This window comes from Aureimonas phyllosphaerae (assembly GCF_900113065.1).
GTDB lineage: Bacteria > Pseudomonadota > Alphaproteobacteria > Rhizobiales > Rhizobiaceae > Aureimonas > Aureimonas phyllosphaerae.
The window spans coordinates 46,732-60,263 of sequence record NZ_FOOA01000012.1; the positions used below are offsets into that span (position 1 = coordinate 46,732).

The following is a 13,532-nucleotide window of genomic DNA, read 5'->3' on the forward strand; positions in this document are numbered from 1 at the left end:
CGGTCAAGCGGCCGACTTCCGGAATGGGGGGGGGGAAGCGACCAACCCGACCCACCGCGAAGATATGCGCCCGCTCCCTTCTTCAGCGCACGGATCCCTTCGCGAGAAGGTCGGCTTGGCGCCCGGACGGCGTCGTGCGGACTGCCTAAAGCTTTAACGGCGGGGGTCCCCAGCCTTTAGCGATTGACGGCTAACTTTCCGCTCCGGCCCAGGGAGCGAATCGCAATGGTGACTAAGTCGATCGAGGAGAAGCTCGCGGAGGACCGCCGGGTCGCTAAGCGCCTTCGCAAGCTGAAGGACACGGTGGGCTCGCTCGGCAAGCGCGGCCTGGAGGACATATTCGTCGCCGGGGAGGCGCTCGAGGAGGCAGCGGCCCTGCTTCGGGGCGGCTTCTCGGGATGGGTTCGCAACGAATGCGGCATCGACCCGCGGACGGCACTCAACTTTCGGAAAACGTTTCGCGTCCTCGGCGACCGGAAGGACTGGCTGATCGAGAAGGGCGTCGCACCCAGCGTCGCCGTCACGCTCGCGTCCGCGCCGCCGAAGAGCCGCGAACGTGCGCTGGCCGAGATCGAGGCGGGTCGCAGGCTCACCGCGGCCGACGCCAAGCTTCTCGTCCGGGTCAGCACGGAATTGTCCGCAACACCGCTTTCCGACCTGAAACCCCTGGGTCGCGCGGCCCGGGCATACTGTACCCATGTCGTCGGCGAGGCACGCAGGATCGTTGTGTTGGCCTCCGAGGCGGGAGAGATGGACGGGGCGGCGCTGCACGAGCTCGCTGTCGCGGCACGGGGTCTTCGTCCCCTCGTGGCCGTCCTCGACGGCGAGGACTCGGAAGCGAGCCTCCGCGATTTCTTCGCAGCCCTGGCCGCAGTGGCTTCCGCCGAGGATCCGGACGGCATCCGCTCGGCGGCGGCCGATCTGGTAAGGACCGCCGCGTTCGCGCCGCCGATCCAGTCCGTGGACACCCGTCCCGAGGCGGCGCCCTTCGTCGTTCGAGGACGCGAGCGCGCCGCGTCGACGCGGTCCGGCACGCGCATGGTGTCGTCTGCGTTCAAGCACGGCCTGACGGCGTTCGAGCTGTGCGCCGGCGGCGGCGGACAGGCGGCGGGCCTGGCCAAGGCCGGGTTCCGCCATGTCGGCCTGCTCGAGCGTGAGAAGGCACCCTGCGAAACGCTGCGTGCCGCTTTCGGTGAGGAGCACGTCATCGAGGCCAGCCTGGTCGGGTACGAGCCGGGCGACGTCGGGCCGGTCGACCTCCTCGCGGGAGGGGTGCCCTGCCAGCCGTTCTCGCAGGCCGGCCGGCAGAACGGGGAGCATGACGACCGCGACCTCTTCCCCGAGGCACTCCGGCTGGTGAAGCGGCTTCGTCCCCGTGCCGTCATGCTCGAGAACGTCAGGGGCATCATGTTCTCGGTGAACGACGGTTACCGTGCCCGGATCCTCTCCGAGTTGTCGCGCATGGGGTACCGGTGGGACTGGTGGGAACTGAACTGTGCCGATTTCGGCGTGCCGCAACGGCGCAATCGAGCGATCCTCGTCGCCTTCCGGGAACCTGAAGCTTGGGCCCGCTTCCGGCGGCTGAAATCCGTCGACAACTTCGCCGAGGAACCCGTAACGATGGCGGTGGCGCTCGAGTCCTACCTTCGCTCGCGCGGCTTCGATCCGACGCCGGAGCTGCTCGAGCGGATGCAACGCGTCGCGCCCACGGTGATCGGCGGCAGCCTCCAAAAGCAGAGTTCCGACCTCGGGCAGGAGAAAACCCGGAAGGAGTGGATCAAGATGGGCTTCGTCGGGAAGCGTTGGGGCGTCGCCGCTCCCGGCCACGAACACGTCGGCGACGTCATGCCGACGAACGAGATGATGGCGTTGTTGCAGACCTTCCCGCCCGGCTGGCCGTTCCGGGGCAAGCCGCGCGACGTCAACCGCCAGATCGCCAACGCTTTCCCCACGCCAGTCGCGTTCCGGCTCGGCCTCGCCGTCGCCGAAGCGCTGACCGGCGAGACGTTCGATCCGATCGACCAGGTATGTCACGAGGCGATGCGGTGGAACCATGTCGCCAACGCGCGAGCCAGGTCGTCGGCGCCGGTGCGGGACGCGTCGCCTTCGGCCGTCCCGTCGGAGGGTTCACGCTCGACCATCCCGCTCGCAAAGCTACGCGCGGCGTCGTCGATTGGGATGCCCGAGGGCACGGGCGACGTCGGGGAGGACCACGACATCGACTACGACCTCCTCGGCCTTCGGTTCGGGCCTTGGCCCAAAGACCTCTGGGAGCATCAGCGGAAGCACGGCCTGCTCGGACGCTCGGCACCCGACCAACCTCTCAACTGGACCTGAACTCGGTGCGGCGGATCATTCTGCGGGAGGCGACATCGACGATTTCCCTCCCGCTTGATCCCGGCGTGAAAACGATCGTCCGTGCAGGTGCCGATGGCATCGCGACGAGAAGACGGACCGACCCGCGTGTATCGAACGTTTGCGAGTTCATGCCTCTGACGGGAAAGGCCGACTTCCGCACCGTCGACTGGGCCGTCGTCGCGCGTGCCCACGCCTTGCGTCGGCAGTCGCGCGAAACTTCCCCGATGCGGTCAACCGTACGGTAGGGGTCGACGTTTCGACGGCAGCTGCCATCGGGCGAAGGCGGTATCCAGGCAGCCGATCATGTACGCCAGCGCAGAGACGGCGCCGCGAAGAACTGATCCGTGGAGGTCGTCCCGCGCTCTTCGGCACCCCTTCACCGACTGGGTCGATGCCCCTTTCGGCGGCCCGAACGGCCCGTTTGCAAGGGCCTCGACCCGACGCCAAAGCGGTCCGCCAGCCGCGGCGATCCATTGAACGGATGCCATGCTGGAGAAGGCGCACGACGTATAGACCCTGCTTTCCTGAAGGGCCCAACGGCTTGGAGGTTTCGCAGGATCGTCGGCCAACGAGTCAGAATGCATGAAGCGAAGCGGTCAGACCGCAGCTCCGCGCCTATACGCATGTTGGGGAATCGTGATGAGCCGTTCGAAACCGCCTAAACGAACGTGTTCGCCTTTAGGACGCAACCAACCGGTGCCGTCGCCCCGCGTCCCGAAACGACGTGCCCCGGGGGAACGAGGGGTTGTCGCAAGCATGATCCGAACCGACACTGATGGAGCAGCCGGTCGCTTTCCCGCTCGTTCGAGCGGCAAGGCGAGGTTGGGGAATGTGCAAACAGCGTTGCCAGGCTGTGAGGGAGTGGACCATGGACCGGACGACAGGATCGCAGGCTGACCAGGACCGACGTCTCTTGGCGGAGATCCGGGCAGCTGGCGCGGACCTCGACAAGTCCGTCCTCGCGTTCCGGCGTCACCGCCTCTCGTCCGAGGCCGAAATCCGCGTGCCCGAGTGCGCGGACCTTCCTCGCTTCGTATCCTGCACCGACTGGGACCACCGCTTTCCGGGTACGGAGCGCGAGGTGAAGGTGAGATGGGTGTTCGATCGCCGGCTGTGGTCGGTCGTCGTGCTGCACAGGCGGGAAGCGGGTGGTGTCTGGTCGGCCGCGGGTCCGGACGAGCTGCTCGACGTGACGGAGAGTTTGGTTTTCGCGAACGCCGATGCGCTTTTCGCAACGGAAGACTGGGGTTGCGCGGAGGAACGGTCACTGCCGGGATGGACTGCGGCAATCGAGGCATCGCCTCGAACGTGAGCCGTTCAAAGAAGCACTGCCCCTACTGGCAACGCTGCCCCTCGATCATGCCCTCAGACCGGAAAAATTTTCCGACGAGACACCCGTGGCGAGCGTTTGCCGACAGCTAGGAACGCCAGTTGCCCGACGCGGTCCGGGCGCTCTCTGATTGGATCCGTTTGCCAAATTGTCCGCCAACCGCGGGCTCTTCATCCTCGTTGTTCTCGCTTGCGCCGGCAGTCGGTCAGATGAACCATTCATGGAGCTCACCACACGAGATCGGCGAATGAACGCGATGCCTTCCTTCAGAACCTGCCTTGCAATGTCCCTGGCGCTGGCCGCCGTGCCCAACGCGGCGGCCGCCGGTACCTACGTCTTCAGGTCGAAGGCAGCGGTTATCGGCGCGACGTCGGGAACTGTCCCGCCGGTCACCGAACGGCTTCCACCGCAGGTCGGCGTGAATGGGTATGCGGGGAAGCTGAACGGACGTGACGTCTGGGTGAGTTCGGAAGAAAGGCTCGGGACCTGGGGCTCATTCGGTTCCGAAGGCCCCTTCCACTCCGGCGGTTCGTCCCGTGACGACGGCAAGGCGAACACGGACGCGCAGGCGTCGCATATCAGGGGTGCCGAGGTTCTGGCTGCCCAGTTCTGCAAGTCCCTGGCGCCGATCGACGGACAGCCCTGGCATCTGCCAGCCTTCAACGAGTTGAGGTTCGTGATCGGCGCGATCAGATACGCCTCTTTCCAGTCCGGCCAGCGTTACTGGACATCGAGTGAGCTCGACGCGGCGGCGAACGTCCTGAGCGTGTCCGCAGAAGGTGGCGCCCAGAGCAGCGGAAAGGCAGCGAACGCTACGTATCGAACGAGATGCATCCGTTACGGGGCTTGACCGCCCCACCGTCCTCTTAGCTGCGCGTCCGTCGGGATTCCGGGTTGAGCCGCAGGCCAAGCCCGGACGGCTCCGTATCGCGCACCGCGCGGCCCGGTTCGCGGGGCTCGGGCAGATCGGCCCGAGTCGATCGAATGCCGGGGTCGGGCCGCCCCCCGAGGGCCCGACGAGCCCGGATAGATTGTGGTGGGCGAAGGGTCCCTGCATGAGGACGGCGCACATCCGGAACCCAATCCGACAACCGGGCTGCCAAGTCTCGTTCTCACGACGAGCCGCCAGGCGCTGGGAATGGTGCCGCGGAAGAGGAAGCGCCATGGGCGCCGTAGCTACGATCCGAGTTCTCGTGCATCCATCGGGTCTGGCTCGCCATCACGGCATCGGTCATCTTCCTTGCCACGCTTCCATTGTCGAACCGTCACAGTATGCTGCGAAGCGTGGTTCGTGCCGTTTGACGGGATGCCCGACGATGATGGATGGCAAGGACGTCTACCGCGCTCGCCTCGAGGCGTGTTTGGCCGAGGCGGAGGCTGCGACCCTTCCAAGGGTCAGGGAGCGGCATCTGGCAGCGGCTCGATCGTGGCAGCAACTCCTGAACAACGTCCTCGAGCTGGAGCAGCCCGCCCGCGCAACGGCGGGTTGTGAAACCGGGTCGAACGGATCTGGGGCATGAGCGACGACAACCCGTGGCGCACCTTCCTGGCCCGTCGGATGCACGGGGTCCGAGGCGTTCATGTCCCGACCTCGATCACACCGGAACGGCGTCAGGAAGGCTGGGAGCGCGCCGTGGACCGCTTGGAGCGCGAGTTGCGGCGCCAAGCCGACTCAGGAGAAACGCCCACCCCGCACGACTAACCTGCTTGTCCCGGCAGAAGGTGGAGCCGGAAAAACCGTCCCGCATGCAACCCCAGCCGTCGTTCGCTGGCCGGGCCGTGACCGCCGAAGTGAAGGGCTCGGTGGCGGACGTTCACTCCGGCCCCGTCGGCGGCCCGGATGGATCACATCGCAACTTCCGATTTCGGCGTGCTGCCCGGCTGTGCGGCCCGCCTGCCGGCTGGTTGACCATCGCTGCCTGCTTCAAGTCGGAGCAGGCGCCCAAATCCTTCGAAGGGCGGCATCGCGCAATCCTTGAAGGCCAACTTCGTCCGCGAAGATCCCCGGGAGCGAGCAGCGCGAACCACATATGCGAGTTGGTCGACGTCCTCTCGAACCGAAGGCATCGGCACGTCTGGACTGCCGCGTTCAGGCGTCTTTCTGGTGGCGCCTGATGCTACGGCCGATGCAGGACGTCCTGCCATTCGGGGTGGCGGTCGATCTGCGCCTTCGCGAACGGGCAGAGCGGGATGAGAGCCGTGCCGTCCCGGCGGGCGTCCTCCACAGCTTGGCGCACCAACCGCTCTCCGACCTTTCGACCACGGAGAGCCGCAGGAACCTCGGTGTGATCGATGATCAGCAACCGCTGCCCTGCCCGGCTGTATGTCATCTCGGCTTCGGCCCCGTCGATCACGATCAGGTAGCGGCCTTTGGCGGCTCCGTCCTCACGCACCACCTGCCCGTCATCCGATGGGAGGAAGTTGCCCGCCTTTTCGGCGTCCGCCGCACACACCTGGCGCGGCCGCCCGGGTGCGCATTCCAGAAGGTCACGGTCCCAGCCGCCGAGGTCAGCGGCAGCCTCGTAGGTCGAGACCAGGAAGGCCATCAACGCAGCGTCGGGATCGGCGGCCGAGCGGACGGCGTCGTAGGGCAGGACGAACTCCGACAGGGTCTCGTGCCAGAAGGCTCCCTCCGGCCGCACCGGCGCGGCGCGGAAGCCGTTCGGGGCGGGATAGGCATATGCGTAGAAGGCCGGATAATCGATGCCGCCCCCACCCGGCCAGAAACCGGCGGAGGAGACCTCGCGGTCGTAGGCCTCTCGCGCGACGTCGTCCGGCAGGGTCGGGATGCCAGCGGGATGCAGCGGCGCACGCCGCCCCGAGAAGCGTGTGACGGCGAGGTCGAGCGCACCCCAGAACAGGTGAACGGGGCTCGCCTTGCCGAGGAACGAGGTGCGGAACCGCTTGAACACGCCGTCGACGGCAACCAGCGCCTGGTGGAAGCGCAGCACGGCCTCCCGGTCGTAGGGCCTCTCGCGATGGTCCTCGGCGAAGGGGACGGGAAACGGCACCTCGTTCGGGCTGCCGTTGAAGGTGGGAGAGCCGCCGAGCTCGGCGATCATGCGTACGAAGTCGGCGTGAAACGCCGCTACCGTGCCGGGCCCAAGCGCGATCGAGGACCGGCGGCCGTCGCCGCTGATGCCGACGACCGCGTGGTCTTGAAGATCGAAGAGAATCTCGATCCCGCTGCCATCGGGGATCGGCGAGGAAGCGAGGCCCTGCGGTGTCACGTAGAAGGTGGCGTTCCAGGAATGGTTGAGCCACGGACTGTGCGCCAAGCGGTACTTGCCCGCAATCTGCAGATAGAGGTGCAGGGCGGAGCATGTCTCGCGCCAGCCGAGATAGTCGAAGTCGGGCCAGTCGGTTCTCATCGGATCTCCATCCCTTGTGCCCGCCTGCGCGAGCGCCCTCGTTGCGCGCACCATCCGGCCATGCCGTACCATGCTCGGGCGGACGATGGGTGATCTCGGTCCGCGGTCCAAGCGCCGCTTCCCATGGAAGACGGAGACGTCCGAGACGATGGACCGTGCCGCAGATCGTTGCGCGGCAGAACTGGCAGCGAATGCATCGGTCGCGAAGGAAGCGCGGTGGGGCGGGCGCTTCACTATCGCCTGTGGCTGGCTGCCCCGAGATTGATGAGGAACCCGTCCCGAACCCTCTCGAACCGTTGGGCGCTCCCCCGGAACAAGCCATCGCGAAGGGGAGGCCAATCATCTCCCGCGGCACCTGCCTCGTCGAAGATCTCGGTATAGGCCGGATCCTCGTGCCGCCAGCTGAACATCCCGAGAAGGAGGTACGCCTTCTTGGCCGGATCTTCCGTCCGTTCGAGGTTCAACAGCGCCAGCATGACCTCCAGGCGATCGAAAGCCCTCTCCGGAACCGTGTCCGCCGAAGCGACGAGGGGTCGGAGCGTACGCGACAGGTGGCGGCTCAAGGGCGTGTAGAGGGCTTGGTCGTAAAGTTGCCTCGCGGTATTGTCGTTGAAGTACGCTGCGGAAAGGTCCGGTAGCGCCACCGCGGAACGCCCGTTCGCGCGCACCTTCATGTCACAGAGCTGCTTCAGCAAGGCGAACTTTCCTGAGGACATCGCTCCGGCACACGCGGCGTAGAACGCCAGGATGGCAGGGTACCTCTGCATCTCGATCCATCTGTCGTATCCGCCCGCCCGGTCGGGCGGGACCAGCGAGGCGATGGTGCGCCGAACGATGTCGTGGTGCGGCGGGTCCGCCCATCTCGCCGCGTTGAACAGCATTGCGGCGAGCGCCTCCATGGACGCGTCATAGCCATGGAAGCGTTGCCGGATCGTCGACGTCGTGACCTCGTCTGAGTCCAGTCGCATCCCGTCCGCATGGCGATTCTGGGCCCGCTTCACCTCGTCCCCTAGCAGGTCGTCCAACCTGATGCGGTATCTCGGCTCGGCTACGAACCGCTTCACCGAAGCGACGGCCGCACCGACCGAAAGCGGTCCCGGAGACGCCAGTTCCTCGAGGCTGATGACCTTGTCGCGAAGGTCCGACATGAACTCGTCGGCGCCGGGGATCCGGATGAACCGGGCGTCCCGCAGTTGCATGAGGTTCGCGACGGTTTGGTTCGGTTCCCCCATCCCGGTCCAATAGGTGGCGTAGCGCCGGGACGGACAACGTTCGACGGCAGCTCGAAGCGCGGGATCCCATTCGCCCGACCATCCGCAGACGACCAGGCCGAACTCGTCGAAGACGCGATCGAGGTACGCACTCATCGCGGGGTCGTACGACGCGAGTTCGGCGTCCGTGTTCATGATCCGGTCGTCGAGGTAATCGCCATGGACCTTCAGGACGACGCAGCGCTGGTGGACGAGCGGGGCGGCGCCCCGCACCCCGTCTGCCGTCGAGATCACCGTCGGCACGACCCCCGCGTCGTTCAGCGCCGTTTCCATCAGGCGGTCGAAATTCGTCGTGATCACGACCTTCACGAATCCTGCCGCGACGAGTTCGGCTACCGCCCTGTGGGCCGCCGTCGGCAACTTCAGGCCTTGGTCCCGCTCCTCCTCGGTGGGCTCGAATAGCGAGTGCAGGATCGCCCTGCGTTCCGCGGGCGTCCGCGTCAGAGCGTCCAGCAACGCGGAATACCCGGGCGCGACGCCGTGACGATCCGAATACCACGCGGCCGGGTCCTCGCCAGGGTCCAGCCCCTCCATCGCCGCGACCCGTCGGACGAGACCGAGCGTCACCTCCCATCCGGTCGGGATGCCCGAAGCCCGGGAGACGCCGGATCCGAGGAGGAAGGCCATGGTGCCCTTTGACGATTGGATCGTATGGGCGAGCGCAAGGATTGGGTCGAGCACGGGTCCTCCAACGGTACCGCAGGGACGGGCATGAATCCGAGGGCAGAGCGGACAACGGGGGACCTCGGATTACAAGTCCGAAAGGGCGGCGACGCGTTTCCCGATGCTGACCTTGCGCGCAGCTTGCCGTCGTGACGGCTGCCGGGACCCGCACGTCAGAATTAGCGGCGGCGGTGTATCGAGACCCTGTTTGGCGTCCTCACCCGAATGGTACGGACGAACTCGGCGCGACGGCGTCGAAGGGATTTCGTTTCACGGAACGGGGGCAACGCATGTTCGGGACTTCAAACGCGATCGCGCGGCGGGAAGTCGCCTTCGTCGAAACGAACGTCCCGAACTGGCGGGAGCTGGCCGACAACGTCCGCTCCGGCGTCGAGATCGTGATCCTGGACGCGGGCGAGGACGGTATCGGCGCGATGTCGGACTGGGTCGCCGCACGCTCCGGATACGACGCGATCCACCTGATCTCCCATGGACGCAGCGGCGCCCTCGATCTCGGGAAGACGATACTCGACTGGTCGACCATCGGAAACCACCTCGGCACCCTCGCAAGGATTGGACGTGCGCTCAATCCTGGTGGGGACGTGCTGCTCTACGGTTGCCACGTAGGATCCGGGTCCGCGGGAGAGGCATTCCTGACGGCCTTCGCGGATGCCACCGGCGCCGACGTCGCGGCGTCCGACGACCTGACGGGTCCGAAGTCGCTCGGAGGGAATTGGACCCTCGAGAAGAAGACCGGGACGATCGAGACCGGGTTCGTCGGGAACACTGAATTCTCCGAAATCGCGACGATCCTCGAAACGGTCACCTTCACCGCGGCGGAACTGAACAGCGGCTCGGGCAACTTCAACCGCGTCGTTGGCGGGCAGTCTTTCGGCTTCTCCGGAAAGGACGGCTATTTCTTCGACAACCTCCACGATCAGCGTGTCCCGTACCACGGCTATCTGGTGTCGTCCGATATGGGCGTCGGGCCGGACGCAACGAGCTTCACGATCGCCGCACCGATTGGATACACCTTCGACCTTGGCGGCTTCGCCTACCACACCGCGGTGGTCGACACCGTGACGGTGCGCGTCGAGTAGGCCAACGGCTCGTTCGCCACCGGGACGTTCTCCGCGTCGCCGAACGGCGATCGGACCGTGTCCACCTTCGGTGCATTGGTGGCCATCGATGACGTGACGAAAGTGACCGTCTCCTCGCAGAATGGCACCCATTCGGCCGACTTCGGCACCAACGACTACGTATTCGACGACATCAGGGCCATCGCCGCAGCCGACACCGCCCCGCCGTCGGTCAGCAGCATCGCCTACACTGGTCCGGCTGCCGCGAACGCCTCGGTCATCACCTATCGCGTCGTCTTCGACGAGGCCGTCCGGAACCTCACCGCCGCCGATTTCAGCCTCGTTGCCGCCGGCACGGCCAACGGTACGATTTCCGGACTCGCCCCGGTGGGAGGAAGCGGCGGCACGACCTACGACGTCACCGTCACGGCCGTCGTGGGCACCGGGACCCTCCGTGTCGACCTGAACGCGCTCACCGACGTCACGGACACCACGGGCAACGGCGACGGCACCAACGGACACGTTTCCGCCTACACGGCCGGCGGCACGCATGCCGTGGACCGCGACACCCCTGCCCAGCCCGCGGCGTCGGTCGCTCTCGACACGGGCAGCAGCGGAGCCGACGGCATCACCAACGTCGGCATCGTGAACGTCGGGGGCCTCGAGACCAACGCAACCTGGCAATACTCGGTGAACGGCGGGGCCACGTTTGTTCCGGGATCCGGTTCGACTTTCACCCTCGCAAGCGGAAGTTACGCCGCCGGCGACGTCCAGGTGCGCCAAACCGACCAGGCGGGCAACGTTGGCCCTTCGGTCTCGCTGTCCGCCGTCACGGTCGATGCGACTGCGCCTGGTGCCCCGACTGCTTTGGCCCTGGCTGCCGGGAGCGACAGCGGTGCGTCGGCCACGGACGGCGTGACGGCCGTCAGGACGCCCACGGTCGGCGGACACGCCGAGGCGGGCGCCATCGTCCGGTTGCTCGACCTCGACCGCGGCACGACGCTCGGCACGACGACCGCTGACGGCAACGGCGACTGGTCTCTGGCGACGTCTAGCCTTGGCGACGGTACCTACCGCTTGGTCGCGACGGCACAGGACAGCGCCGGAAACACGAGCACCTCCGCCGTCCCGACGTCCGTCACGGTCGATGCCACCGGACCGTCCGTGGCATCCGTCGCCGTTCCCGCAAACGGGACCTACGGTGCCGGGCAACGGCTCGAGTTCACTGTCGACTTCGACGAGGCCGTGTTCGTCGACACGGTCACCGGGGCTCCGCGCCTCGGCATGGTCCTGAATTCGGGCGGTGCCGTCTCGGCGGATTATGTTTCCGGCTCCGGCAGCGGCAGCCTGCTCTTCCGTTATACGGTCGCGGCCGGGAATGCGGACCCCGACGGCATCGCCATCGGCTCCTTCGCCGTCAACGGTGGCACGATTCGGGACGTCGCGGGCAACGACGCCGTCCTCACACTCAACAACGTCGGCTCGACCTCCGGCGTTCTGGTCGATGCGGGCGCGCCCTCCGTGATGGCCCTGACCGCCGTGACGCCGAGCGGCACCTACGCCGCGGGGAGCGCGATCGACATCCGCGTCACCTTTTCGAAGGCGGTGAACGTGGCGGGGGTGCCGCGCCTCGCGCTGGAGACGGGTACGACCGATCGGTTCGCCGAGTATGTCGGCGGCGCCGGCACGGATACGATCGTCTTCCGTTACGACGTCCAACCCGGCGACGCGGCGGCCGACCTCGACACGGTCGGCACTTCAGCGTTCGACCTGAACGGCGGGACCATTCGGGACACGTCGGGCAACGACGCCGCGCTCGCGCTGCCCGCCCCCGGCGCCCCGGGCTCGCTCGGCGCCAACGCAGCCGTCGTCGTGGACGCCGTCGCGCCGGTCCTCTCCTCGGCGACCGTGAACGGATCCGCGCTGGTGTTGTCCTTCGGCGAGGCGCTGGACACCGCCTCGGCGCTGCCGGGCGCCTTCACCGTCATGGCGAACGGCATGCCCGTCTCCGTGGGCGCGGTATCGACTTCTGGCTCCGCAGCGACATTGACGCTGGCCTCGGCCGTTGCGCCGGGGGCCGCCGTCACGGTCGCCTACGCCGACCCGACACCGGGCGATGACGCCAACGCCGTTCAGGATGTCGCGGGCAACGACTTCGCGTCCCAGGCTGCCACCAACGTCACGAACACGACCGCGCCCCCTCCTTCCACGCCCTCCCCCACACCGCCGACGCCATCTCCTTCCGGACCGACCCCTTTCCCCGACCGTCTCATGGGAACCGCTGCGTCCGAGACAACCGACGGCCTGGATGGCGACGACACGATCGTCGGCGGTTCGGGCAATGACACGCTCCTCGGCGGGGCGGGGTCGGATCAGATCATGGCCACGCCGATCCTCAGGCAAATTGCCTACGTCTACGGCGGGACCGGGCCGAACAACCCCGACGACGGGGCGGATCTCCTGACGATCTCCGGTCGGGGGGCTGCTTCGGTGTGGGGCAACGGCGGTGACGACGTCGTCTCCTACGCCGCCGATGGCGCGGCCACCATTTACGCCGGGGTCGGCGCCGACACGGTCGAGGTCGCCAACGACGCCGCCAACATCATGATCGGCGGAAGCGGCGCGGGCGACGTGTTGACGGTGCGGGGCGACGGGGCCAACACCGTGTTCGGAGGTTCGTCGAACGTCGATCCCCTGGACGGCGCCGACCGCATCCTCGTGGTCGGCAACGGTGCCAACGCCCTGTTCGGCAACGGCGGCGCCGACCGGATCGAGATCCGCGGCTCGGGCAACAACCTTGTCCATGCCGGCTTCGGTGCGGACGAGGTGGTCATCAACGGCTCGGGGTCGAACACCGTCTACGGCGGCACCGGGGCGGGCGACGTCGTCACCATCCGCGGCGACGGCAACAACGTCGTCTACGGGGGCTCGTTCAACGGCGACGCGGCCGATGGAGCGGATCTGATACGCATTGAGGGCAATGGTGCCAACGTGGTCTACGCCAATGGCGGGGACGATCTCGTGGTCATCGCCGGCAGCGGGCGCAACACGGTCTTCGGGGGGTTCGGCAACGACACGATCGTCGGCGGCTCGGGTGGGAACCGCATCGTCGGGGGGCCCGGGGCGAACGTCATGAGCGGCGGCAACGGAGCGGACCGCTTCGTCGTGAACGCGGGCGGGGTCGATTTCATCACCGACTTCAACCTGCTCGAGGGCGACCGCATCGAGACTGGAGGTCAGGCCTACACGGTGTCGCAGACGGCGGAAGGCTACGCCGGCATTTCGTTCGGCAATGGGTCGTACATCGTCCTCCAGGGCGTGGCGGCGGACGCCGTAACGGGAGACTTCTTCGCGTGATCGGCGGGTGGGAGCGGAGGCAGCAGCGGTTGCCTTCCGTTCCCGGCTTCGGACGAAAGCACGCCGACGCAATCCCGAACCCGTGTGCGGAGACCCACCTTCG

General features: G+C 67.1%; 8 protein-coding genes. 6 read left to right on the forward strand and 2 right to left on the reverse strand.

Annotation, left to right across the window (positions count from 1 at the left end; genetic code table 11):
• Nucleotides 1-225: 225 nt before the first annotated feature.
• From BM175_RS14655 to BM175_RS14675, 4 genes are all read left to right on the forward strand, one after another.
• A complete protein-coding gene (locus BM175_RS14655; RefSeq protein WP_090964283.1) occupies nt 226-2,337 on the forward strand; it encodes a DNA cytosine methyltransferase in 2,112 nt (703 codons plus the stop codon).
• 889 nt (nt 2,338-3,226) lie between these two features.
• The gene (locus tag BM175_RS14660; protein ID WP_139224639.1) at nt 3,227-3,670 is read left to right on the forward strand and encodes a hypothetical protein; all 444 of its coding nucleotides are present in this window, start codon (nt 3,227-3,229) and stop codon (nt 3,668-3,670) included.
• Nucleotides 3,671-3,908: 238 nt separating this feature from the next.
• A complete protein-coding gene (locus BM175_RS14665) occupies nt 3,909-4,538 on the forward strand; it encodes a hypothetical protein (RefSeq protein ID WP_175526866.1) in 630 nt (209 codons plus the stop codon).
• A gap of 666 nt (nt 4,539-5,204) precedes the next feature.
• Nucleotides 5,205-5,390, forward strand: coding sequence for a hypothetical protein (locus tag BM175_RS14675; protein ID WP_090964291.1), 186 nt, complete (start codon nt 5,205-5,207; stop codon nt 5,388-5,390).
• Between the two features lie 415 nt (nt 5,391-5,805).
• On the opposite strand, the gene BM175_RS14680 is transcribed toward BM175_RS14675, so the two are convergent.
• Nucleotides 5,806-7,059: a DUF5996 family protein gene (locus BM175_RS14680; protein WP_090964293.1), complete on the reverse strand. Its 1,254-nt coding sequence runs from the start codon at nt 7,057-7,059 to the stop codon at nt 5,806-5,808.
• Between the two features lie 233 nt (nt 7,060-7,292).
• Nucleotides 7,293-8,864, reverse strand: coding sequence for an SIR2 family protein (locus BM175_RS14685; protein WP_175526867.1), 1,572 nt, complete (start codon nt 8,862-8,864; stop codon nt 7,293-7,295).
• A 419-nt stretch (nt 8,865-9,283) separates the two neighbouring features.
• Here BM175_RS14685 and BM175_RS14690 point away from each other — a divergent pair, with 419 nt between their 5' ends.
• Nucleotides 9,284-10,093 (forward strand): DUF4347 domain-containing protein, encoded by an 810-nt coding sequence (locus BM175_RS14690; protein ID WP_090964296.1) that lies wholly within the window; start codon nt 9,284-9,286, stop codon nt 10,091-10,093.
• Between the two features lie 93 nt (nt 10,094-10,186).
• Nucleotides 10,187-13,429, forward strand: coding sequence for a beta strand repeat-containing protein (locus BM175_RS14695; protein WP_139224641.1), 3,243 nt, complete (start codon nt 10,187-10,189; stop codon nt 13,427-13,429).
• The last annotated feature ends 103 nt before the right edge of the window (nt 13,430-13,532 follow it).

Coding starts and splice junctions, on each gene's coding strand:
- BM175_RS14690 (WP_090964296.1), top strand. CDS start 9,284: ATGTTCGGGACTTCAAACGCGATCGCGCGGCGGGAAGTCGCCTTCGTC.
- BM175_RS14655 (WP_090964283.1), top strand. CDS start 226: ATGGTGACTAAGTCGATCGAGGAGAAGCTCGCGGAGGACCGCCGGGTC.
- BM175_RS14665 (WP_175526866.1), top strand. CDS start 3,909: ATGGAGCTCACCACACGAGATCGGCGAATGAACGCGATGCCTTCCTTC.
- BM175_RS14675 (WP_090964291.1), top strand. CDS start 5,205: ATGAGCGACGACAACCCGTGGCGCACCTTCCTGGCCCGTCGGATGCAC.
- BM175_RS14685 (WP_175526867.1), bottom strand. CDS start 8,864: ATGGAGGGGCTGGACCCTGGCGAGGACCCGGCCGCGTGGTATTCGGAT.
- BM175_RS14660 (WP_139224639.1), top strand. CDS start 3,227: ATGGACCGGACGACAGGATCGCAGGCTGACCAGGACCGACGTCTCTTG.
- BM175_RS14680 (WP_090964293.1), bottom strand. CDS start 7,059: ATGAGAACCGACTGGCCCGACTTCGACTATCTCGGCTGGCGCGAGACA.